Annotated in this window: 16 protein-coding genes and 2 pseudogenes; 10 read left to right on the forward strand and 8 right to left on the reverse strand. The window is 69.8% G+C overall.

Annotated elements, in window-relative coordinates:
- Window positions 1–27: 27 nt before the first annotated feature.
- The 4 genes from Prum_RS11745 to Prum_RS11760 are packed head-to-tail and all read right to left on the reverse strand — an operon-like array spanning window position 28 to window position 4,383.
- A complete protein-coding gene (locus Prum_RS11745; RefSeq protein ID WP_246277824.1) occupies window positions 28–1,260 on the reverse strand; it encodes an MFS transporter in 1,233 nt (410 codons plus the stop codon).
- Window positions 1,257–2,399 carry an acyl-CoA dehydrogenase family protein gene (locus Prum_RS11750; protein ID WP_173076392.1) on the reverse strand — a complete coding sequence of 381 codons (1,143 nt, stop codon included), beginning with the start codon at window positions 2,397–2,399 and terminating at the stop codon, window positions 1,257–1,259. Before Prum_RS11750 ends, Prum_RS11745 begins: the two co-directional genes overlap by 4 nt.
- A 5-nt stretch (window positions 2,400–2,404) precedes the next feature.
- The gene (locus Prum_RS11755) at window positions 2,405–3,043 is read right to left on the reverse strand and encodes a UdgX family uracil-DNA binding protein (protein WP_246277825.1); all 639 of its coding nucleotides are present in this window, start codon (window positions 3,041–3,043) and stop codon (window positions 2,405–2,407) included.
- Window positions 3,040–4,383, reverse strand: a complete 1,344-nt coding sequence (locus Prum_RS11760; RefSeq protein WP_173083665.1) for an aminotransferase class I/II-fold pyridoxal phosphate-dependent enzyme — start codon at window positions 4,381–4,383, stop codon at window positions 3,040–3,042. The genes Prum_RS11755 and Prum_RS11760 overlap by 4 nt, the downstream gene beginning before the upstream one ends.
- Window positions 4,384–4,418: 35 nt before the next feature.
- On the opposite strand from Prum_RS11760, the gene Prum_RS11765 reads away from it, so the two are divergent.
- The 9 genes and pseudogenes from Prum_RS11765 to araA all read left to right on the forward strand — a co-directional run bounded on the left by Prum_RS11765 (window position 4,419) and on the right by araA (window position 15,904).
- The gene (locus Prum_RS11765) at window positions 4,419–5,654 is read left to right on the forward strand and encodes a bifunctional pyridoxamine 5'-phosphate oxidase family protein/GNAT family N-acetyltransferase (RefSeq protein WP_173076394.1); all 1,236 of its coding nucleotides are present in this window, start codon (window positions 4,419–4,421) and stop codon (window positions 5,652–5,654) included.
- A 10-nt stretch (window positions 5,655–5,664) separates the two neighbouring features.
- Window positions 5,665–6,299 (forward strand): annotated as a pseudogene (leuE, locus tag Prum_RS54470) (leucine efflux protein LeuE).
- Between the two features lie 433 nt (window positions 6,300–6,732).
- Complete coding sequence (locus tag Prum_RS11775) at window positions 6,733–7,779, forward strand: LacI family DNA-binding transcriptional regulator (RefSeq protein ID WP_246277826.1); 1,047 nt, start codon at window positions 6,733–6,735, stop codon at window positions 7,777–7,779.
- Between the two features lie 23 nt (window positions 7,780–7,802).
- Complete coding sequence (araB, locus tag Prum_RS11780) at window positions 7,803–9,479, forward strand: ribulokinase (RefSeq protein ID WP_173076396.1); 1,677 nt, start codon at window positions 7,803–7,805, stop codon at window positions 9,477–9,479.
- Window positions 9,476–10,135, forward strand: coding sequence for an L-ribulose-5-phosphate 4-epimerase (locus Prum_RS11785; protein ID WP_218577212.1), 660 nt, complete (start codon window positions 9,476–9,478; stop codon window positions 10,133–10,135). The genes araB and Prum_RS11785 overlap by 4 nt, the downstream gene beginning before the upstream one ends.
- Window positions 10,136–10,355: 220 nt before the next feature.
- Window positions 10,356–11,495 carry a multiple monosaccharide ABC transporter substrate-binding protein gene (gene chvE / locus Prum_RS11790; RefSeq protein WP_173076398.1) on the forward strand — a complete coding sequence of 380 codons (1,140 nt, stop codon included), beginning with the start codon at window positions 10,356–10,358 and terminating at the stop codon, window positions 11,493–11,495.
- A 72-nt stretch (window positions 11,496–11,567) separates the two neighbouring features.
- Window positions 11,568–13,106, forward strand: a complete 1,539-nt coding sequence (gene mmsA, locus Prum_RS11795) for a multiple monosaccharide ABC transporter ATP-binding protein (RefSeq protein ID WP_173076400.1) — start codon at window positions 11,568–11,570, stop codon at window positions 13,104–13,106.
- Complete coding sequence (gene mmsB, locus Prum_RS11800; protein ID WP_173076402.1) at window positions 13,103–14,353, forward strand: multiple monosaccharide ABC transporter permease; 1,251 nt, start codon at window positions 13,103–13,105, stop codon at window positions 14,351–14,353. Before mmsA ends, mmsB begins: the two co-directional genes overlap by 4 nt.
- A 40-nt stretch (window positions 14,354–14,393) precedes the next feature.
- Window positions 14,394–15,904: pseudogene (araA, locus tag Prum_RS11805) on the forward strand (L-arabinose isomerase).
- Between the two features lie 49 nt (window positions 15,905–15,953).
- Here the strand turns inward: araA and Prum_RS11810 are convergent.
- The 4 genes from Prum_RS11810 to Prum_RS11825 all read right to left on the reverse strand — a co-directional run bounded on the left by Prum_RS11810 (window position 15,954) and on the right by Prum_RS11825 (window position 21,627).
- Entirely contained in the window at window positions 15,954–17,534 is a 1,581-nt protein-coding gene (locus Prum_RS11810; RefSeq protein WP_173076403.1) for a glycoside hydrolase family 43 protein, read from the reverse strand.
- 11 nt (window positions 17,535–17,545) lie between these two features.
- Window positions 17,546–18,937: a family 43 glycosylhydrolase gene (locus tag Prum_RS11815; protein ID WP_246277827.1), complete on the reverse strand. Its 1,392-nt coding sequence runs from the start codon at window positions 18,935–18,937 to the stop codon at window positions 17,546–17,548.
- 110 nt (window positions 18,938–19,047) lie between these two features.
- Window positions 19,048–20,526 (reverse strand): family 43 glycosylhydrolase, encoded by a 1,479-nt coding sequence (locus tag Prum_RS11820; RefSeq protein ID WP_173076407.1) that lies wholly within the window; start codon window positions 20,524–20,526, stop codon window positions 19,048–19,050.
- A 63-nt stretch (window positions 20,527–20,589) separates the two neighbouring features.
- Window positions 20,590–21,627: a LacI family DNA-binding transcriptional regulator gene (locus Prum_RS11825; protein ID WP_246277828.1), complete on the reverse strand. Its 1,038-nt coding sequence runs from the start codon at window positions 21,625–21,627 to the stop codon at window positions 20,590–20,592.
- Between the two features lie 378 nt (window positions 21,628–22,005).
- Here Prum_RS11825 and Prum_RS11830 point away from each other — a divergent pair, with 378 nt between their 5' ends.
- Window positions 22,006–22,977: an ABC transporter substrate-binding protein gene (locus tag Prum_RS11830; protein WP_173076409.1), complete on the forward strand. Its 972-nt coding sequence runs from the start codon at window positions 22,006–22,008 to the stop codon at window positions 22,975–22,977.
- Window positions 22,978–23,107 lie beyond the last annotated feature (130 nt).

The following is a 23,107-nucleotide window of genomic DNA, read 5'->3' on the forward strand; positions in this document are numbered from 1 at the left end:
AACCAGATAGACGCCCGAGGCGCCCGTTCAATTGCGGGCCGGCGCGGGCCGCAGCGCGAGGGCGGTCAGCGGCACGGTCGCGATCGCCGCGAGCAGGGTCAGCGCGGCGTACCCGCTCAGCTCCACCACGAGCCCGCTGAGCGCACCCGCCGACGCCCCCGCCAGCCCCGTCACCAGGTCGGACAGGCCCTGCGCGGCCGGGCGCACCTCGATCGGCACCGACTCGGACAGCAGCGTCGAGCCGGCCACCATCGTGCAGGACCAACCAAGTCCAACGAGGACGAGACCGGCCGAAAGCCGTACCGTGTCGTGCCCCGCCGTCCCGGCCACCGCGCACGCGACGAGCAGCACCGCGACGCCGCAGAGGATGACCGGCCGGCGGCCGAGCCGGTCGGTGAGCAGCCCGACCACCGGCGACAGCGCGTACATCCCGGCGATGTGCAGGCTCAGCACGATGCCGACCACGCGCAGCACGTCCGCTTCGCCGTGCGACTCCCCGATGTGCACCGGCGTCATCGTCATGACCCCGACCATGACCAGGTGACCGACGGCAACGGCCGCCACGCCGAGCCGGGCCGCGGGCCGCTCGGCCACCGCCCGCAGCGCAAGCCCAAAAGAGCCGCGCGCAGGTGCCCGCACGGCCTCCGCGGCGCGCCGCGCGGCCAGCAGTGGGTCGGGCCGCAACAGCAGCACGAGTACGCCGGCCGCCAGACCGAATGCGACGGCGCTGAACACGAACGGCCCCGCCAGCGCCGGCACGGCCAGCCCGTGCACGGCGTCATCGGCGAGCGAGGCGAAGTTGGGCGCGGCCACCGCGCCGATGGTGGTCGCCCAGACGACCAGCGACAGGTCCCGGCCCCGCGAGGACGGCGACGCCAGGTCCACGGCCGCGTACCGGGCCTGCAGGTTGGCCGCGGTCCCGCCGCCGAAGAGCAGCATGCCCACGAAGAGCAGCGGCACCCACCGGGTCACCGCGGCGGTCACGACCAGCGCGCCGCCCACGGCCCCGACGGTGTACGCGGTGGCCAGGCCCCAGCGCCGGCCGCGGGCGTTGGTGATCCGGGTGACCGGCACCGCCAGCAACGCCGCCCCGACGACGGCGGCGCTCGCGGCGAGGCCGGAGATACCGGTGCCGCCGAGCCGGGCGGCGAGCAGCGCGCCGACGGAGAAGCCGATGGCGACACCCATCCCGCCGATGATCTGCGTGCAGAAGAGCACCCGTAAGGTGCGCCGCTGGACGTCCTCCAAAACCAGGGTCACAGCCCGAGACTACGGCCGATGATCTCTTTCATGATCTCGGTGGTGCCGCCGTAGATGGTCTGCACCCGGCTGTTCAGCCACGCCTTGGCCACCGGGTACTCCAGCATGTAGCCGTACCCGCCATGCAGCTGGACGCACCGGTCGGCCACCTTGTTCTGCAGCTCGGTGGTCCACCACTTGGCCTTCGCGGCGTCCACCACGGTCAGCCGGCCCTCGTTGAACTCCCGGATGCAGTGGTTGAGGAACGTCCGCGCGATCGTCACCTCGGTGTCCAGCTCGGCCAGCAGGAACCGGTTGTGCTGGAACCTCCCGATCGGCCGCCCGAACGCCTCGCGGGTCCCCGCGTACTCCAGGGTGATGGCCAGCAGCCGCTCGCAGGCGGCGACGGCGGCCACCGCGATGCTGAGCCGCTCCCGGGGCAGGTTGCCCATCAGGTGGTAGAAGCCGTGGTTCTCGGTGCCGATGAGGTTGTCGGTGGGCACCCGGCAGTCGTCGAAGAAGAGCTCGGCGGTGTCGTTCGCTTTCTGGCCCACCTTCTCCAGCCGGCGGCCGCGGCTGAAGCCGGGCGTGCCGCGCTCGACCGCGATCAGGCTCACGCCGTGGGCACCCTCGTCGGGCGCGGTCTTGGCGACGATCACGACCAGGTCGGCCATGTCGCCGTTGGTGATGAACGTCTTCTGTCCATTGAGGACGTACGAGGAGCCGTCGCGCACCGCCGACGTACGCACGCCGGCGAGGTCGGAACCCGCGCCCGGCTCGCTCATCGCGATGGCGGTGACGATGTCGCCGGAGCAGAACCCGGGCAGCCACCGCTTGCGCTGCTCCTCGGTGCTCAGGTCGGTCAGGTACGGCGCCACGACGTCGTTGTGCAGCCCGAACCCGAGCCCGGAGCAGCCCGAGCCGACGATCTCCTCGACCAGCACCGCGTTGAAGCGGAAGTCGCGCTGACCGCCGCCGCCGTACTCCTCGGCGACGTCCATGCCGAGCAGCCCGGTGGCGCCCGCCTTGCGCCAGACCTCGCGGTCCACGATGCCGGCGTCTTCCCACGCGGCGTGGTGTGGCACCGCCTCCCGGGCCAGGAACTCCCGGCACAGCGCGCGGAACTCCTCGTGGATCGGGTCGTACAGCTGCTGCTCCATGCCTCTCAGTTCAGCACGCGAGCCGCCACGGTCAAGTCCGCGACCAAACCGTTGTACGCGATCTCCTGGTTGTCGGCGCGCAGCACCGCCGACGGGTGGATGGTGGCGACCAGCTTGGCCGGCGCAGCGAAGTCCTGCGGGCGCTGGGCCGAGTCGGGCCAGGGCAGCACCCGGCCGCGCGACTGGGTGACCCGGAACGACGGCCCGAGCAGCGCCTTGGCCGCGGTCGCGCCGAGCACCACCACGACCTGCGGCCGCAGCAGCGAAAACTCGGCGACCAGCCAGGGCCGGCACGCCTCGATGTGGGTGCGGTCGGGCGTCTGGTGGATGCGCCGCCTGCCCCGCAGCTCGAACCGGAAGTGCTTGACAGAGTTCGTGATGTACAGCTGGCGCGGGTCCATGCCGGCGGCGTCGACCGCGCGCCGCAGCAGGTGCCCGGCCGGCCCGACGAACGGCAGGCCCTTCTGGTCCTCCACGTCACCCGGCTGCTCGCCGACGAACACCACCCGGGCGTGCGTGTCACCCCGCCCGAAGACCGTCTGCGTGGCGCCCTCGTGCAGCTCGCAGCCCTTGCACGACGCCGCGGCGGCCTTCAGCTCGTCGAGCGTCCGCGCGCCGTCGGGGACGAAATCCTGGGCAGTCACCTGAATGTTCTACCCCATTCCGGCGCGGAAGATGCGGCGGCCGCGACCGCGTCGGCCACCGCCGCGATGTCCGCCTCGGACAGCGGGCTCACCGTGATCCGGATGCCCTGCGCGGTGCGCTGCCGGTACAGGGCGCCGGGCGCCACCGCGTACCCGCTGTCGCGCAGTGCCGTGACAGCGCGCGTCTCGTCGGGGACCTCGACCCAGACGTTGATGCCGGTCCGCGCGTGCGCGACCAGGCCGTGGGCGGTGAGCGCCGCGTGCAGCGCGTCCCGCCGCCGGTCGTAGCTCGCGCCGGCCGCGGCCACCCCGGCCGCGACGGACCGGTCGGTCCACACCCGCATCACCAGCCGCTGCAGCAGCGTGGAGACCCAGCCGGCGCCGATCCGCATCCGGCCGGCCACGCGCGCGACCGTGGCCTCGTCGCCCGCGAGCGCGGCGACGCGCAGGTCCGGGCCGTAAGGCTTCGAGGCCGACCGCACGAACGCCCAGGTCCGCGTCGCCCCAGCCAGCGGACACAGGGGTACGTCGGCCAGCTCGGCCGCGTGGTCGTCCTCGATGAGCAGCACGTCCGGGTGCCCGCCCAGCACCTCGCGCAGGGCGGCCGCCCGGGGCACGGTGACCGCGGCGCCGGTCGGGTTCTGCGCGCGGGTGGTGACCACGACGGCCCGGGCGCCCGCGGCGAGCGCGGTCCGCAGGCCGGCGGGCGTGGGCCCATCCCCATCCACGGGTACGGGTACGGCGCGCAGCCCGAGCGCGGCGACCAGGTCGAGGAGGTTGGCCCAGCCGGGATCCTCGACCGCGACCGGGTCGCCGGGGCGCAGGTGCGCCGCCAGCAGCCGGTCGATGCCGTCGAGCGCCCCGCTGGTGACCGTGACGGCCGGCGCGTCCACCCCGTCAGCCGTCAGGCGGGACCGGACCAGCTCCGCCAGGTCGGGCAGGACGCCGGCGTCGCCGTACCCGATGGGGGTCTGCGATTGGGTGGCGATGGCCGCGAGGTGCGGACCGAGCGGCGGCAGCAGCCTGGCGTCGGGCTCTCCGGAGGAGAGGTCGAGCACGCCGGCCGGGACCGCCGGGCGGAGCATGCCGCGGCTGGAAACGACCGGCGGGCGCGGGCGGACCCGCGTGCCGTTGCGGCCCGCGGTCTCGATCACCCCGCGCTGCCGCAGCGTCTGGTACGCCTTCGCGACCGTCCCCGGGCTGACGCCGAGCAGGTCGGCGAGCGCCCGGACGGCCGGCAGCGGGGCCCCGGCCGGCAGCCCGCCGGTGCGCACGCCCGACTCCACGCTGGCCGAAATCTCGGCGGACGTGCTCCCGGCGATCTGATAATGTACCGACACAGTCACAGTTTTGTACTATAACAAAGGGGGCGCGGGTGTACGAGCAGACGCACCGCACGACCGCCAACCGCGACCGTGGCCGGGTCGCCTACGAGCGCGCCACCGCGCACGCGATCATCGACGAGGCGTACCACTGCGCGATGGGATTCACCGTGGACGGTGAGCCGCGGGTGCTGCCGACGCTGCACGTGCGCGTGGGCGAGACGGTGTACCTGCACGGCTCCACCGGCAGCCGCCCCCTGCTCGCCGCCCGCGGCGAGGACGGCCTGCGCGTCTGCCTGACCGTGACCCACCTCGACGGCCTGGTGTACGCCCGCTCCCAGATGCACCACAGCGCCAACTACCGCTCCGTCGTCGCGCACGGCACCGCCCGGCTCGTCACCACCGAGGCGGAGAAGCGGCTCGCCATGACCGCCCTGATCGAAAAGGTCGGCCGCGGCCGGGCCGCGCAGACCCGCCCGCCGAACCGCAAGGAGCTCGCCGAGACCGCCGTGCTGGCGCTGACGCTGCGCGAGGTCTCGGTCAAGGCGCGGGTGGGCGGCGTGATCGACGACGAAGAGGACCTCGCGCTGCCGTACTGGGCGGGCGTGCTGCCGCTGCGCCTCACCCCCGGCCTGCCCGAGCCCGACGCCGGCGTGACCGTGCCGGTCCCGGGCTACCTGCGCGCGCCCCGCTCCCCCTGGCTCACTCCGGCCCCCATGCGCGGCGACCACGTCCTGCTGGAGCCCCTGGATCTGTCCCATGTGGACGATCTGTTCGCCGCGACCCGCGACGCCATGGTGTGGACCCACCTGACCAGCCCGCAGCCGCGCGACCTCGCCGAGATGCGGGCGTTCGTGGCCGGCGTGCTCCAGACTCCCGAGCGGGTGGCCTGGGTGCAGCGCGACGCCCGCTCCCTCGAGGTTGCCGGCGTGACGCAGTACGTCTATCCCGACGAGGCCGGTCGCACCCTGGAGATCGGCGGCACCTTCCTCGGCCGGCGGTGGTGGCGCACCGGCGTCAACACCGAGGCCAAGCTGCTGCTGCTCACCCGGGCGTTCGAGGAGCTGGGCGCCGTGCGGGTCACCTGGCAGACCGACATCCGCAACGAGCGCTCGCAGGCGGCCATCGCCCGGCTCGGCGCGGTCCGCGAGGGCGTCCTGCGGTCCAACCGGCGCCGCGGCGACGGCTCCTGGCGCGACTCCGTCCTCTACTCGGTGACCGCCACGGAATGGCCCCAGGTCGGTGCCACCCTGCGGAAAAAGCTTCGCGCTCCAGCGGTCGTGGGGTGAGGATGGCGTGGTGCTGGGGATCACCGACATCTGGACGTACGTACTGGGCACCATCGCGATCATCCTGCTGCCCGGGCCCAACTCGCTCTTCGTGCTCTCCACGGCGGCCCGGCGCGGCGTGCCGTCCGGCTACCGGGCCGCGGCGGGCGTCTTCCTCGGCGACACGGTGCTCATGGTGCTCTCGGCGGGCGGGGTCGCCTCGCTCCTGAAGGCGTACCCGCCGCTCTTCCTCGTGATCAAGTACGCGGGCGCGGCGTACCTGGGCTACGTGGGCCTGTCGATGCTGTGGCGCGCCTGGCGCCGCCCTCGCCAGCCGCAGCGGCACCCGCCCCGCCTCCCGTCCCGCACGCGTTCCGGCGGGCCGCCGTGATCAGCCTGCTCAACCCGAAGGCGATCCTGTTCTTCATCTCCTTCTTCATCCAGTTCGTCGACCCGCAGTACGCGTACCCGGCCCTGTCGTTCCTGCTACTGGGCCTGATCGCGCAGGTGGTGAGCGTCCTCTACCTGACGCTGCTGATCTTCATGGGCACCTACCTGGCCACCCAGTTCCGCCGTCGCCGCCGGCTGGCCGCGGGTGCCACCAGCGCGGTGGGCGCCTTGTTCGTCGGCTTCGGCATCAAGCTAGCCACCGCCACCTCCGCCTAACGCCTTCCTTCCCCCGCCGCGGTGATCATGAAGTTAGCGTTGGAGAGAGCGCTCTCCGCGACGCTAGCTTCATGATCACCGCGCGGGGTGGGCCTCGCGGCTCGCGGCTCGCGCCCCGCGGCTCGCGTCGATCAAGGATCTGCGCGTCGATCAAGGGCAAATGGTCGTGGAAAAGAGATCCAAGCGCGGCCATATGCCCTTGATCGACGGGAAAGTCCTTGATCGACGCGGGACGGGCCTTGATCGACGCGGGAAGAGCCTTTGATCGGGCCCGAACACGGGCGCATGGCACCAGCGCTGCGCCGATCCACAGTGGACCAATCAGGGGTTTCGATCGGCTTACCGAAATGTTTCCGTAGCGGACTTGACACACCCGTGGGTAACCGTGAACATGCCTGTTAACGTGAACACCCACAGAACAGGCCCTAGACATATGCCCGAGCGACGCTCCGACAACGGCAAGCCGTCCACGTCTCGCGGCGTACGGCGAGCGGTCGGGATGGTCGATGTCGCCCGCCTCGCCGGAGTGTCTCACATGACGGTGTCCCGGGTCATCAACGATCAACCGACCGTCAGCCAGGTGACCCGCCAGCGGGTGCTCGCCGCGATGAACGAGCTGGGCTACCGGCCCAACATCGCGGCCCGCGCGCTGGTGACCGGCCGGACCCGCACGCTCGGCGTGATCTCCATTGACACCACGCTCTACGGGCCCGCGTCGATGCTGCTCGCCATCGAGCGCGCCGCCCGCGACATCGGGTACGCCATCAGCATCGCCAGCCTGCCCAGCGTCGACCGGCGGTCGTTCGGCGACGCGTTCGAGGCGCTGATGGCGCAGGCGGTCGAGGGGATCATCGCGATCACCCCGCATGTGGCGACCACGGCGGCCCTGCGGCACGTGCCCAAGGACGTGCCCGTCGTGGCGGTCGAGGGTGGCAAAGGCCCGCTGCCGACGGTGGCCGTCGACCAGCAGCACGGCGCCCGCCTGGCCACCGCTCATCTGCTGTCGCTCGGCCACCGCACCGTGGCGCACATCGCCGGACCCATCGACTGGCACGAGGCCCAGGAGCGCGAGCGCGGCTGGCGCGACGTGCTCCTCGCCGAGGAACGGGAGGTGCCTGACGTCGTACGAGGAGACTGGAGCCCGCGTTCCGGGTACGTGGCCGCGCGCAGCCTGCTCGACCGGCCGGACCTGACCGCCGTCTTTGTCGCCAACGACCAGATGGCGATCGGCGCGCTCCGGGCGTTCGGCGAGGCCGGCGTCGACGTGCCCCGCCAGGTCAGCGTGGTGGGCTTCGACGACATCCCGGAGGCGGAGTTCTTCTCGCCCCCGCTGACCACGCTCCGGCAGGAGTTCGGCGAGGTGGGCAGGCAGAGCCTCGACCTTCTCATGGAGCAGGTCGACGGGGCACCCCGCACCCGCCGCCGCGTCGTGATCCCGCCCGAGTTCGTGATCCGCGATAGCACCCAAGCGCCCGAGTGACGATCCCCCGCGAAGGACATTTGATGAGCTCAGCTGTTAGCGCTAACAACACCGATCGGTACGTCATCGGCGTGGACTACGGGACCCTGTCCGGGCGGGCCCTCGTCGTCCGCGTCGATGACGGTGCCGAGGTGGGTACGGCCGTGCACGAGTACCGGCACGGCGTCATCGACCGCACCTTGCCCGCGACCGGCGAGGCGCTCCCGCCGGACTGGGCCCTGCAGGATCCCGAGGACTACCTCGAGGTGCTGCGTACCGCGGTGCCCGCCGCGATCGCCGCCGCCGGCATCCACCCGGCCAGCGTGATCGGCATCGCCACCGACTTCACCGCCTGTACGGTGCTGCCCGCGCTCGCCGACGGCACCCCGCTGTGCACGCTGCCCGACCTGGTGGGGCGCCCGCACGCGTACCCGAAGCTCTGGAAGCATCACGCGGCCCAGGGCCAGGCGGACCGGATCAACGCGCTGGCGCACGAGCGCGGCGAGCCCTGGATCAACCGGTACGGCGGCAAGATCTCCTCGGAGTGGCAGTTCGCCAAGGGCCTGCAGCTGCTGGAGGAGGACCCGGAGGTCTACGCCCGCGCCGAGCGGTGGATCGAGGCGGCCGACTGGATCATCTGGCAGCTGTGCGGCGCCGAGACCCGCAACGTCTGCACCGCCGGTTACAAGGGCATCTTCCAGGACGGGCAGTACCCGAGCGCCGAGTACCTGGCCGCGCTCAACCCGGACTTCGCCGGCTTCGTGGCGAAGATCGAGCACCCGCTGCTGCCGCTCGGCGCCCGCGCCGGCGGGCTCACCGCGGAGGCCGCCGCCTGGACCGGCCTGACCGAGGGCATCGCGGTGGCCGTCGGCAACGTCGACGCGCACGTCACCGCGCCCGCGGCGCAGGCCATCGACCCGGGCCAGATGGTCATGATCATGGGTACGTCGACGTGCCACGTGATGAACGGCGAGACGCTGGCCGAGGTCCCCGGCATGTGCGGCGTGGTCGAGGGCGGCATCGTCGCCGGCGGGTACGGCTACGAGGCGGGCCAGAGCGGCGTCGGTGACATCTTCGCCTGGTTCGTCGACTCGTCGCTGCCGGCCGAGTACGGTGCCGAGGCCGAGCGGCTCGGCGTCTCCCCGCACGAGTACCTGAGCGGGCTGGCCGCGGCGCAGCGGGTCGGGCAGCACGGGCTCGTCGCGCTCGACTGGCACAACGGCAACCGGTCGGTGCTGGTCGACCACGAGCTGTCCGGCGTCATCGTGGGCCAGACGCTGGCCACCAAGCCGGAGGACACGTACCGGGCACTGGTCGAGGCCACCGCGTTCGGCACGCGGACGATCGTCGACGCGTTCGAGGGCTCGGGCCTGCCGGTCCGCGAGCTGGTCGCGGCCGGCGGCCTGCTGAAGAACGCCTTCCTCATGCAGTTGTACGCGGACGTCACCGGCCGGCCGCTGTCGATCCTCGGCTCGGAGCAGGGGCCCGCGCTCGGCTCGGCGATCCACGCGGCGGTGGCCGCCGGGGCGTACCCGGACGTGCCGGCCGCGGCGGCGGCGATGGGCCGCGTGCAGCGCCGCGTCTACGAGCCCGATCCCGAACGGGCCAAGGCGTACGACGCGCTGTACGAGGAATACCGCCTCCTGCACGACTACTTCGGGCGCGGGACGAACGACGTCCTGCACCGCCTGCGCAAGATCCGGAACGAGGCAACCAAGTGAGCATCAGCGTGAAGCAACTGCGGGAAGACCTGGTCGGGCTGCACGACCAGCTGATCAGGTGGGGCCTGGTCGTCTGGACGGCCGGAAATGTCTCGGCCCGCGTCCCGGGCGAAGACCTCTTCGTGATCAAGCCCAGCGGGGTCTCGTACGACGATCTGACGCCCGAGTCGATGGTCGTGTGTGACCTGGACGGCAATCTCGTCGAGGGCGACCTGTCCCCGTCGAGCGACACGGCGGCGCACGCGTACGTCTACCGGGCCATGCCGGAGGTGGGTGGCGTCGTGCACACCCACTCGACGTACGCGACGGCGTGGTCGGCGCGGGGCGAGGCGATCCCGTGCGTGCTCACCGCGATGGCCGACGAGTTCGGCGGGGAGATCCCGGTCGGCCCGTTCGCGTTGATCGGCAACGACGACATCGGCCAGGGCATCGTGGCGACCCTTTCCGGGCACCGCTCTCCGGCCGTGCTGATGCGCAATCACGGGGTCTTCACCATCGGCAAGAGCGCCCGCGCCGCGGTCAAGGCCGCGGTCATGTGTGAGGACGTGGCGCGCACCGTACACATTGCGCGGTCGCTGGGCCCGCTCATCCCGATCGAACAGTCCGATGTGGACAAGCTGTACGACCGGTACCAGAACGTATACGGACAGCGTTAAATGTGAGCGATCACATCGCGCTGAACACCGTCGTTGCGCGTCTGTTACCAAAGTTATTGCCGGGATTCCGGGCCAGAGATCGGAGCGCCGCTCGTTACAAGACCGTGACACCGCGATGTCCAGTGAGGGTCTTGACGGGAGATTTGTTAGCGCTAACACTGTGCCTCGGTGTTACCTGCGGCGTCAGGCAATGGCACCGGTTCCTGGAAGGGGAGAGCCTGTGAGCAAGAGGTTTTTGGTCGCTCTTGGCGGCGTCGCGCTGGCGCTGAGCCTGGCAGCGTGCGGCGGCGAGGGCGCCGGCAGCGGCGACAGTGGCAGCAGCGGGGAAAAGCCCGCTGACCTGACCATTGGCGTGTCGATGCCGACGCAGACGTCGGAGCGGTGGATCGCCGACGGCAAGTCGGTGAAGGAGAAGCTGGAGGCGAAGGGCTACAAGGTCGACCTGCAGTACGCGGGTGACGACATCCCGACCCAGTCGCAGCAGGTGGACCAGATGATCACCCAGGGCGCGGACGTCCTGATCATCGCCGCCATCGACGGTACGGCGCTGAGCAGCCAGCTGCAGGCAGCGGCCGACAAGAAGATCCCGGTCATCGCCTACGACCGGCTGATCCGCGACAGCAAGAACGTCGACTTCTACGTCAGCTTCGACAACTACAAGGTCGGCGTCGCCCAGGCCAACGCGCTGCTGGTCGGCCTCGGCCTGCTGAAGGAGGACGGCTCGAAGGGCACGGCCACCGGGCCGTTCAACGTCGAGCTGTTCGCCGGGTCGCTGGACGACAACAACGCGCACTTCTTCTTCAGCGGCGCGATGGACACCCTCAAGCCGTACCTGGACAGCAAGACGCTCGTGGTCAAGTCGGGCCAGACGAAGATCGAGCAGGTCGCGACGCTGCGCTGGCAGCAGGAGACCGCGCAGAAGCGCATGGAAGACCTGCTGACCAAGAGCTACAACGACGGCACCAAGGTCCAGGGCGTGCTCTCGCCGTACGACGGTCTGTCCCGCGGCATCATCACCGCGCTGCAGAACGCCGGGTACGGCAAGGGCTCCGCGATGCCGCCGGTGACCGGCCAGGACGCCGAGATCGCGTCCGTCAAGCTCATCAACGACGGTGTCCAGAGCTCGACGATCTTCAAGGACACCCGTCTGCTGGCCGAGCAGGCCGTGATCGCGTCCGAGGCGTTCCTGCAGGACAAGACGCCGACCGCCAACGACAGCAAGACGTACGACAACGGCGTCAAGGTCGTCCCGTCGTACCTGCTGCCCGTCGTGACGGTCTACAAGGCCAACATCCAGAAGGAGCTCATCGACTCCGGCTACTGGACGGCCGAGGAAGTCGCGGCCGGTCAGGCCAAGTAAGGCGCGGGATCGGGCTCGGTGGTGATGTCCGCCGCCGGGCCCGATCCCCTTCCATGCAAGAGGAGAACCGCCATGGATGACGCCATTCTCGAGATGCGCGGCATCACCAAGAAGTTTCCCGGCGTGATGGCACTGCAAGACGTCTCCATCACCGTCCGGCGGGGTGAGATCCACGCCATCTGTGGCGAGAACGGCGCCGGCAAGTCCACGCTCATGAAGGTGCTGTCCGGGGTCTATCCGACCGGCAGCTACGACGGCGAGATCATCTTCGACGGCCAGCCTGTCCACTTCAACGGGATCAGGGACAGCGAGCACGTCGGCATCGTGATCATCCACCAGGAACTGGCCCTGGTGCCGTACCTGTCGATCGCGGAAAACATCTATCTCGGCAACGAGCAGCGCGGCGCCAGCCGGCTCATCGACTGGAACCGCACCAACGCCGAGGCCGCCAAGCTGCTCGCCTCGGTCGGGCTGGCCGAAAACCCGGTCACGCCGGTGATCCAGCTCGGTGTCGGCAAGCAGCAGTTGGTCGAGATCGCCAAGGCGCTGTCCAAGGACGTGCGCCTGCTGATCCTCGACGAGCCCACCGCCGCTCTCAACGACATCGACTCGGCGCACCTGCTCGACCTGCTGCGCAAGCTGAAGGAGCGCGGCATCACCTGCATCATGATCTCGCACAAGCTCAACGAGATCACCGCGATCGCCGACTCCACCACGGTCATCCGCGATGGACGCACGGTCGAGACGCTGGACATGCGCGCCGGTGAGGTGACCCAGGAGCGGATCATCCGCGGCATGGTGGGCCGCGACATCGAAAGCTTCTACCCCGACCGGGTCTCGTCGCCGGGCGCGGAGGTGCTCCGGATCGAGAACTGGACCGTCCGGCACGCCGTGCAGGACCGCAAGGTGGTCGACGGCGCCAACCTCAACGTGCGGGCCGGCGAGGTGGTCGGCATCGCCGGGCTCATGGGTGCCGGCCGCACCGAGCTGGCGATGAGCGTGTTCGGCCGCTCGTACGGCCGGGACATCAGCGGCCGCCTCTACATGCACGGCAAGGAGATCAAGGCGCGCACCGTCGCGGAGGCGATCGGCAACGGCATCGCGTACGCCACGGAGGACCGCAAGCGGTACGGCCTGAACCTCATCGCGGACGTGGCCCGCAACATCTCCGCTGCCGCGCTCGACAAGCTATCCCGTGCCGGGTGGGTGAACGGCAACGAGGAGATCAAGGTCGCCGAGGAGAAACGCCGCGACCTGAACATCAAGACGCCGACCGTCATGTCGGTCGTGGGCCAGCTCTCCGGTGGCAACCAGCAAAAGGTCGTCCTGTCGAAGTGGCTGCTCACCGAGCCCGACGTGCTGATCCTGGACGAGCCCACCCGGGGCATCGACGTCGGCGCGAAGTACGAGATCTACACGATCATCAACAAGCTGGTGGCGGACGGCAAGGCCGTGATCGTCATCTCGTCCGAGCTGCCCGAGCTGCTCGGCATCTGCGACCGCATCTACACCCTCTCGGCCGGTCGCATCACCGGCGAGCTGCCGGTCGCCGAAGCCACCCAAGAAAGCCTCATGGCGCTCATGACGAAGGAAAAGGAGCACGCCGGATGACCACCACCGAGCCCGCCGCGGCGCAGGACCGCGCGTCGTCTGAGAGCGCACAGGCAGCGGCATTGCACACCGGCATCAGCGACCCACGCACGCTGATCACGCGCAACCTGCGGCAGAGCGGCATCTACGTCGCCTTCGTCCTCATCATCGGCCTGTTCGCGATCCTGACGGACGGCGTACTGCTGAGCCCCGACAACCTCACCAACATCGTCCTGCAGTACTCGTACATCCTGGTGCTCGCGATCGGCATGGTGATCGTGATCATCGCGGGCCACATCGACCTGTCCGTCGGGTCGGTGGTCGCGCTCACCGGCGCGGTCTCCGCGGTGCTCGTCATCCAGCAGGACTACCCGTGGTGGGTCGGCATCCTGGCCGCGGTGGTGGTCGGCATGGCGGTCGGCGCCTGGCAAGGCTTCTGGGTGGCCTACGTCGGTATCCCGGCGTTCATCGTGACCCTGGCCGGCATGCTCCTGTTCCGCGGGCTCACGCTCCAGGTGCTGAACAACATCTCGCTCTCGCCGTTCCCGGAGGAGTACACGCGGGTGGCGACCGGGTTCCTCAACGGACTGCTCGGCGGGCAGGGCTACGACGCGTTCACGCTGGTCATCGCTGCCATCGCCGTAGGGGGGTACGCGGTGAGCGGCTTCCGTACCCGGTTGGCGCGCATCCGCTACCAGCAGCCGGTCGAGTCGTTCCCGCTGTTCGTCGCCAAGGTCCTGGTGGTCGGCGCCGTCGTCATGTACTTCGCGTGGCAGCTGGCCCACGCCCGCGGCCTACCGATCGTGCTGATCATCCTGGCGGCGCTCGTGCTCGTGTACGGCGTCATCACCCGGCGCACGGTGTTCGGCCGCCAGGTGTACGCGATCGGCGGCAACCTGTCCGCGGCGACGCTGTCCGGCGTGAAGGTCAAGAAGGTGAACTTCTGGATCTTCGTCAACATGGGCTTCCTGGCGGGCGTGGCCGGCGTCATCTACTCCTCGCGGACGAGCGGCGCGCAGCCCGGCGCCGGCAACATGTTCGAGCTGGACGCGATCGCCGCGGCGTTCATCGGCGGCGCGGCCGTGGCCGGCGGCGTCGGCACCGTGATGGGTGCCGTGGTCGGCGGTCTGATCATGGCGGTGATGAGCAACGGCATGCAGCTCATGGGCGTCGACCAGTCGACCCAGTCCGTCGTGAAGGGCCTCGTGCTGCTCGCCGCCGTCGCGTTCGACATCTACAACAAGCGGCGCGCCGGCGCCACCCGCTGACGGCCGTCTACGGGGCAACGTTCTTTCAGAAGGGACCGCAGTGGCAGAGAACCCATACACCGGCAGGGAAATATGGTTCCTGACCGGCAGCCAGGGCTTGTACGGCGAGGCGACGCTGCGGCAGGTGGCGGAGCAGTCCCAACGGGTGGCAGCGGCACTGGACAACTCCGGCGAGATCCCCATGCCGGTCGTGTGGAAGCCGGTCCTGACCAGCTCGGAGGCCATCCGGCAGGTGATGGGCCAGGCGAACGAGGACCCGGCCTGCGTCGGCGTCATCACCTGGATGCACACGTTCTCGCCCGCGAAGATGTGGATCTCGGGCCTCGACGCCCTGCGCCTGCCGCTGCTGCACCTGCACACCCAGGCCGACGCCGCCCTGCCGTGGGCGACGATCGACATGGACTTCATGAACCTCAACCAGGCCGCGCACGGCGACCGGGAGTTCGCCTTCGCCCTGACCCGGCTGCGGGTGCCCCGCACCACCGTCGCCGGCCACGCGACTGACCCGGCGGTGGCGGCCCGCATCGGCTCCTGGGCCCGCGCGGCGACCGGGGTGGCGGAGGCGCGCACGCTCCGGCTGGCCCGGTTCGGCGACAACATGCGGGACGTCGCGGTCACCGAGGGCGACAAGGTCGAGGCGGAGCTCCGGGTCGGGGTCTCGGTCAACACCTGGGGCATCAACGACCTCGTCCAGGTCGTCGACAACGTCAAGGAGTCCACTGTCGACGAGCTCATCGACGAGTACGTCGGCGCGTACGACATGGACGACGACCTGCGGCCCGGCGGCGCCCGGCACGAGTCCGTCCGCTACCAGGCCCGCATCGAGGCCGCGCTGCGGCAGTTCCTGGACGAGGGCTCGTTCAAGGCGTTCACCACGAACTTCCAGGACCTCGGCGGCCTCCGCCAACTGCCCGGCCTCGCCGTGCAACGGCTCATGGCCGACGGGTACGGCTTCGGCGGCGAGGGCGACTGGAAGACGTCCGCGCTGCTGCGGATCCTCAAGGTGGTGGGCGCCGGCCGTCCGGGCGGCACGTCGTTCATGGAGGACTACACGTACCACCTGGGGCCGGGCACGCCGAAGGTGCTCGGTGCGCACATGCTCGAGGTCTGCCCGACGATCGCGGCGGAGCGCCCCGGGTGGAGGTGCACCCGCTGGGCATCGGCGACCGGGAAGACCCGGCCCGCCTCGTCTTCACCGCTGCCACCGGACCGGGCATCGTGGTGGGCTGGGCGGACCTCGGCGACCGGTTCCGCTGGGTGGCGAACGAGATCGACCTGGTGGAGCCGGACGAGCCGCTGCCGAACCTGCCCGTGGCCCGGGCGATCTGGCAGCCGCGGCCGGACTTCTCGACGGCGACCGAGGGCTGGCTGACCGCCGGCGGCCCGCACCACACAGTCCTCTCGACTGCGCTGGGCGCGGACGAGCTCACCGTCATCGCCGACCACCTCGGCATCGACCTGGTCGTCATCGACGCCGCCACGACGCGGCGCGGGCTGGCGAAGGAACTGCGCTGGACCGCCGCGTACCAGAAGCTGGCCCAGGGCCTGTAGTGATCAAGGCGTCCTTCAAGTCGTTATAGCGACTTGAAGGACGCCTTGATCACGAAGTGGATGGTGCGAGAGAGAAGTAGTCGAAGTCGGCCGCCACGCGGGTGCCGGTCAGGTCGTGGGCGCAGAGGCCGACGAGCGTGCCGGTGAAGCGCAGCCCGGAGCCGTAGTCGTCGGACAGCTTGACCGTCTCCAGCGGCGGGCCCACCTCGTGCCAGGTGACGCCGTCCGGGGACGCGGCGAACCGCACCTCCGTGGGCTCGATCCGGGCGCGCAGGTGGATGACGTCCCAATCGGCCACGCCGAGCTGGGCGCCGACCGGCTCGGCGTACCGCCCGTCGTCGGTCAGCGCGACGCCGACCACCGGGCCGAGCCGCTCGTCCCGGGTCACCCGCAGGTAGAAGTGCGTGCTCGCGTCGTACCAGAGGATGAGCCCGGCCGCCTGCGTGCCGTCGGTGGGCGCGAACCGCAGGCAGGTCGTGGCCTGCATGGGCAGCGCCCGCAGGCGCCGGGCCACCAGGCTGTGCGCGAAGAGCGAGTGCGGGCTCTGCCGCCCGCGCAGCCGCAGCCAGCCGGGGTGTTCGGTGAGGCTGGCCCAGGACTCGTCGATCGGCCCGCGCGGCGCGACCCACGCCGGATCGAGTGCCGGGCCGTCGAAGTCGTCCCGCTCCGGCTCCGCCGCGCCCGCCATGGCCCCAGCCCCGACCGGGCCGGGCACCGCCAGCGCGGGACGGTTTCCGCCGCCGGCCAGCCGCAGCCAGCCGTCGGACGCCCACTCCACGCGCTGGATGCAGGTTTCCCGACCGAGTACGCAGTACCGGCCGGCCGGCGTGACGACCGGGCGGCTCGCCAGGTGGGCGAGGAACCACTCCCCCTCCGGCGACTCCACCAGCTCGCCGTGGCCGGCCTTCTGCAGCGGTACGGACTCGTCGTCCCGGGTGGTGAGCAGCGAGCCCCGCGGGTCCACTTCGTACGGTCCTTCGATGGACCGGGACCGGGTCATGAGGACGCCGTGGTTCCAGCCGGTGCCACCCTCGGCGAGCATCAGGTAGTACCAGCCGTCGCGGCGGTAGAGGTTCGGGCCCTCGATCAGCGTCTCCTGGCGCAGGATCGTGCGGACCGGACCCACGAGCGCGCGCTTGTCGTGGTCGTACTCCTGCAGGATGATCCCGGCGAACGACGGGTGCGCGGGGCGGTGGTCCCAGCGCATCTGCACCAGCCAGCGGCGGCCGTCCTCGTCGTGGAAGAGCGACGGGTCGAAGCCGGTCGCGTTGAGAAAGACCGGCTTCGACCACGGCCCGGTGATGTCCGGCGCGGTGATGAGGTAGTTGTCGACGTCCTTGAACGCCGGCGTACGGGTGTGCACCACGCTGTAGATCAGCCAGAAGAGCCCGTCGTGGTGGCTCAGCGAAGGCGCCCACACGCCGGCCGAGTCGGGCACGCCGCGCAGGTCCACTTCGGACGGATCGGTGAGCGCGTGCCCGATCAGCCGCCAGTTCGCCAGGTCGGTGGAGTGGTGGATCGGCACGCCCGGAAACCACTCGAAGGTGCTCGACGCGAGGTAGTAGTCCACCCCGACCCGCAGGATCGACGGGTCGGGGTAGAAGCCGGGCAGTACTGGATTGCTGATCACGATCTTGTACGTTACTCCAGGTAGTACGTGGCGTCCGCGCGCTCCGTCGCGGTGCTCACCGGCTGGATGTAGAGCAGGTTGTTGGCGTGCCGCAGGTAGCGGCCGGCGAAGTTGTACGACTCGAACGACGCCGCGGCCGAGTCGGCGAGCCCGGCCCGCCGGTAGAAGCTGGCGTCGTTGCGGAAGAGCGTGGAGCCGTCGCTGCGCTCCACCCACATCTCGTAGTTCTTGTGGCGCAGGTAGTAGCCGGGGTAGTTGGTCGACTCCAGCGACACGGTCCCACTGCCGGCGAGCCCGGTGACGATCCGGAACTGCGAGTCGGCGAGGTTGGTGACGTTGGCTTCGAGCCGGGCCCGGAACTCCCAGTGCCGGACGAACCGGTCCGGGTAGTTGTACGACTTGAGCCGGTACGGCGTGGCGCCGTCCGGCACCGGGATGCCGAAGTTCGGCGTGCCGTCCGCGTTCCAGTAGAGCTTCTGGATCCGGGTACGCCGGTTCGGGTCGTTCAGCGGGTCACCGGAGATGTCCCGGTAACTGCGGTCGTGGTAGACGAGGATGTCGCTCTGGCCATCCTCGGAGACCGTGAACGAGTTGTGTCCCGGGCCGTACTGGCTGGTGTTCGCGTTGCTGGTGAACACCGGGGTCGAGGTCTTGGACCAGGAGGCCGGGTTCATCAGGTTGCTCGACGCCGAGGCGGTGAGCAGCCCGACGCAGTAGTTGGCGTCGGTCGCGCTGGCCGAAAACGCCATGAAGACCCGCCCGTTGCGCTGGATCACCGCCGGGCCCTCGTTCACCCGGTGCCCGATGGTCTCCCAGGAGTACGTGGGGACGCTGATCCGGGCCGGGGTGCCGGAGATGGTCCACGGGTTGGACATCGGCGCCAGGTAGAGGTTCGTGCCGCTGCCCACGGCAGGATCGTTCTGTGCCCAGGCGAGATAGCGGGTGCCATTGTGGACGAACGTGGTGGCGTCCAGGGAGAAGGTGTTCAGCGGCAGCGCGATGCGGCCCCGCTCCGTCCACGTGCCGGTGAGGGGGTTGGCGCTCGTGGTTTCCAGGACGTACGGCCGGATGGCCCAGACGTCGTCGGTACGCCCGGCGGCGAAGTAGATGTACCACCTGCCGTCGATGTAGTGGATCTCCGGCGCCCAGATGTGCGCGCCCATCTCGCCGCTGGAGTGCTTGCGCCAGATGACGGTTTCGGCCGCGGTCGCCAGGCCCTGCAGGCTCGTGGCCCGGCGCATGACGATGCGGTCGTACTCCGGCGCGGTCGCGGTGAAGTAGTAGTAGCCGTCGGTGTGCTTGACGATGTGCGGATCGGCCCGCTGAGCGATCAGCGAGTTCGTGTAGAGGACGCCGGGCGAGGCCGGCGCGGGATTTGCGATGAGCATGCTTGCCAGTACCACCAAAACGACGATCGCGGTCCTTCTCATGGTCCGCCCTCGGGATGTGGCAGGAGCCGGGGCCGGCCACGACGGCGCTCGACCTGAATTCCGATTCATGCTCTCCTCTTCTCTCAGACGGGTTGTAGCTGCCACTGCTGGCAGTTGTTGTTGAGCCAGGTCCACTGGCGTACGTCGGCGCCGTCGGCGGTGCCGCAGTTGGCGACGTCGGCTACCTTGCCGGTGCTCGCGTTGACCAGCCGCACCCAGCCACCGGCCGCCGACAGCACGAGGCGGAACCGCTGGCACGTGTTGTTGAGCCAGGACCACTGGCGGATGTCGACGCCGTCCGCGGTGCCGCAGTTGGCCACGTCCGCCACCTTGCCGCTGCCCACGTTGACCAGCCGGCTGGTGTCGTCGGCCATGTCCTCGATCCGCCACCGTTGGTTGTTGCCGCTGTTACACGTCCACTGCTGGATGTTGGCGCCGTCCGCCGTGGACTGACCCGCCACCTCCAGGCACTTGCCGCTGTTGCGGTTGACGATCCGGTACGCCGTCGGCGTGGTCGCCGTCTCCCCCGCCGGGCCGTCGGCCGTGGTGCCGAGCCGCATCGGGGTGCCGAAGTTCGGCGTGCCGTCGGCGTTCCAGGTGAACCTCTGCGCCCGGGTCGTCCGGTTGTTGTCGCACCCGCCGCTGGTGGAACTGTTGGCGTGGTAGACGATCCAGTTCTCGGTGCCGTCGGGCGAGGTGAAGAAGCCGTTGTGGCCGGGGCCGTACACGCTGTTGGCGTCGCTGCGCGCGAAGACCGGGTTGGCGGCCTTGGTCCAGGACCCGGCGCTGAGCGGGTTCGAGCCGGTCAGGGTGAGCCGGCCCAGCTTGTAGTCGGGGCCCCAGCAGGCGCTCGCCGAGTACACGATGAACGTCTGGCCGTTGCGCTGCAAGGCGACCGGGCCCTCGTTGACCGTGCCGCCCTGGGTCTCCCAGGAGAGCGCCGGCGAGGAGATGACACTGAACGAGCCGCTGACCGTGTACGGGTTGCTCATCGGCGCGATGACGAGGCTCTGCGCGCTGCCGTTGATGAACCCGCTACCCAGCAGGTAGAGCGCGCCGTTGACCGGTAGCACGCTGGCGTCGATGAGCCAGCCGCCCGGCGTGAGGTTGGATCCGGTGAGGATGTTCCGGTACGTGTACGGCCCGAGCGGGTCGGTGCCCGCGCTCTCCAGCACGTGCGTGCGCTGGGTGTCGCAGCACGCGGCGCCGACCTGCGCACCGGAGTAGTAGATGTACCACCGTCCATTGAGGAAGTGCAGCTCCGGGGCCCAGAAGTTGGCCCCGCGCGACGGCGTGGTGTCCTGCCAGACCTGGACGCTGGGCGCGGTGGCCAGGCCGGCGAGCGTCGCCGACTTGCGCATGGTGAGCGTGTTCGTGAACGACGTGGTGATCAGGTAGTAGTTGCCGCTGTAGTACTGGAGCCAGGGATCGGCGCCCTTCTGCGACTTGACCGGGTTGGTGTACGGCCGGCCGGGAGCCGCGGAGGCCGGTTGCGCGATGCCGGTGACGAACACCGTGAGCAGCGCCGTCACGGCGATGAGCCAAGCACGAGGACGGGGCATGGGCGAGGTCCTTTCGTGGGATCGGCCCCCGTATCTGTTAGCGTTCACATAGATAGCCGTATTTTAGACCCGATGCGGACCTGACGAGCTTTCCCGCACCACGAGTTCCGGTGGGAACCGCATGTGCTGTTGGGTCCGCACGCCAGCGGCTATCTGCCCGACCAGCATTTCCAGGCTGGCCCGGCCGAGTGCGGCGAAGTCCTGCTGCACCGTGGTCAACGGCGGCAGCAGGTAGGCGGCCTCCTCGATGTCGTCGAACCCGACAATGCTCACTTCGTCCGGCACCGACCGGCCGGCCTGGTGCAACGCGCGCAGCGCGCCCAGCGCCATCTGGTCGTTGCCGCAGAAAATCGCCGTCACACCGGGATCCACGGCGAGCAGCCGGCCCGCCTCGTAGCCGGACCGGACGCTCCAGTCTCCGGAAAGCACCGGCGCCTCGGGCGCGCCAACCTGCCGCAGGGTGGTGCGCCAGCCGGTGACGCGCTCGCGGGTCTCCGGCCACTCGGCCGGGCCGGAGATGTGGTGGACGGTGGCGTGGCCGAGGTCGACCAGGTGCTGGGTGGCCAGCGCCGCGCCCGCGATGTTGTCGACGCTCACCATGGGCACGCCGACCGCGTCGCCCACGCCGATGCCGACGAGCGGGATGTCCGACGGCACCCGGGCGAGCGCCGCGAGCGCCGAGTCCATGGGCGCGACGGTCACGATGCCCTCGACCGCCTGCTCCCGCAGCCGGTTGATGGCGTTGGACACCGAGCCCTCGTCGAGCGAGCGCGCGCTCGCCACGCTGACGAAGTATCCGGCGTCGCGGGCGGCCCGCTCGATGGCGTACACCGTCGAGGATGGACCCACCAGCGTGGTGTCGAACGTGACCAGACCCAGCGTGTGGGAGCGATTGGTGACGAGCGCCCGGGCGGCCGAGTTGCGCCGGTAGTCGAGCTCCTGCATGGCGCGCAGGACCCGCTCGCGGGTCTCACTCCGCACGCTCGGGTGTTCGTTGAGGACGCGGGAGACGGTCTGGTGCGAGACGCCGGCGAGCCGCGCGACGTCCATCATCACCGGCTTGCCGCGCAGCTTGCGCGCCCCGCTCGGGGTCTCGGACATGCGCGGAGCCCCCTTTCACGGGCAGGTTACGGACATGTGGTGGCAGTGTTAACGCTCACACCCACGCTGTCAAGAGCCCTCTCGAAATCGATCCGCATCGAAAGGTCACCCAGACATCACAATTGGATGAAGTCCTTGACGACGGGCTACGTGAGCGTTAACACTCTCGCAAACAGGGCGTCACGGAGACGAAGCCAGGGCCACAAAACCCCCGCAGCTTCGGCCCATGGCTCGACGAAATCCGCGTGCGTGTAGGTGCCCAAACCATCCAGGCGAGGAGGACATATCTTCGAGTGGATGTTAGCGCTAACAGTGACGACCAGTAACCCCCCTCTCACCCCGATTCGAGGAGAGTGCACTGTGCTCAGGAAGATATCGATGATCCTCATCGCTGGCGTGCTGGCCGCCCCACTGGCGGCGTGCGGCGGCGACGGCGACTCCGCCAGTTCAGGTTCAGGCAACAGCGGCGACGACAAGATCGTTCTTGGCTTCTCTCAGGTCGGCGCGGAGAGCGGCTGGCGTACGGCCAACACCAAGTCCATTCAGGACTCGGCGAAGGAGGCCGGCATCGAGCTGAAGTTCTCCGACGCGCAGCAGAAGCAGGAGAACCAGATCAAGGCGATCCGGTCGTTCATCCAGCAGAAGGTCGACGTCATCGCGTTCTCGCCGGTCGTCGAGTCGGGCTGGGACACCGTCCTCAAGGAGGCCAAGGACGCGGGCATCCCGGTCATCCTGACCGACCGCGCGGTCGACTCGCCGGACACGTCGCTCTACAAGTCGTTCATCGGTTCGGACTTCGTGGTCGAGGGCGAGCGGGCCGGCGACTGGCTGGTCAAGGAGTACGCCGGCAAGACCGAGCCGGTGAACATCGTCGAGCTGCAGGGCACCACCGGTTCGGCCCCGGCGAACGACCGCAAGAAGGGCTTCGCCGACAAGATCGCCGCCGCGCCGAACCTCAAGATCATTGCCTCGCAGACCGGTGACTTCACCCGGGCCAAGGGCAAGGAGGTCATGGAGGCGTTCCTGAAGGCGCACAGCGACATCGACGTGCTCTACGCCCACAACGACGACATGGGCCTGGGCGCGATCGAGGCCATCGAGGGCGCCGGCAAGAAGCCGGGCGTCGACATCAAGATCATCACTGTCGACGCGGTCAAGGACGGCATGCAGGCGCTCGCCGACGGCAAGATCAACTTCATCGTCGAGTGCAGCCCGCTGCTTGGCCCACAGCTCATGGAGCTGGTCAAGAAGGTGAAGGCCGGCGAGGCCGTGGAGGCTCGGATCCTGACCAACGAGACCACCTTCACCCAGGAGCAGGCCAAGGCCGCCCTCCCGACCCGCCAGTACTAGCTCTCCCGGTACGAACCCGCACCCCCCTCACCCGTCGATCAAGGGCAAACGGTCGTGGTTGGATCTCCGATCCGCAACCATTTGCCCTTGATCGGCGGGCAATCCCTTGATCGGCGAGGGCCGGCGGAGA

It is taken from the genome of Phytohabitans rumicis (assembly GCF_011764445.1).
GTDB lineage: Bacteria > Actinomycetota > Actinomycetes > Mycobacteriales > Micromonosporaceae > Phytohabitans > Phytohabitans rumicis.

What these genes read in the sequence shown, in the direction of transcription:
- Prum_RS11820 (WP_173076407.1), bottom strand. Translation starts at nt 20,526, where the DNA reads ATGCCCCGTCCTCGTGCTTGGCTCATCGCCGTGACGGCGCTGCTCACG.
- mmsB (WP_173076402.1), top strand. Translation starts at nt 13,103, where the DNA reads ATGACCACCACCGAGCCCGCCGCGGCGCAGGACCGCGCGTCGTCTGAG.
- mmsA (WP_173076400.1), top strand. Translation starts at nt 11,568, where the DNA reads ATGGATGACGCCATTCTCGAGATGCGCGGCATCACCAAGAAGTTTCCC.
- Prum_RS11830 (WP_173076409.1), top strand. Translation starts at nt 22,006, where the DNA reads ATGATCCTCATCGCTGGCGTGCTGGCCGCCCCACTGGCGGCGTGCGGC.
- Prum_RS11825 (WP_246277828.1), bottom strand. Translation starts at nt 21,627, where the DNA reads ATGTCCGAGACCCCGAGCGGGGCGCGCAAGCTGCGCGGCAAGCCGGTG.
- araB (WP_173076396.1), top strand. Translation starts at nt 7,803, where the DNA reads ATGAGCTCAGCTGTTAGCGCTAACAACACCGATCGGTACGTCATCGGC.
- Prum_RS11775 (WP_246277826.1), top strand. Translation starts at nt 6,733, where the DNA reads ATGCCCGAGCGACGCTCCGACAACGGCAAGCCGTCCACGTCTCGCGGC.
- Prum_RS11750 (WP_173076392.1), bottom strand. Translation starts at nt 2,399, where the DNA reads ATGGAGCAGCAGCTGTACGACCCGATCCACGAGGAGTTCCGCGCGCTG.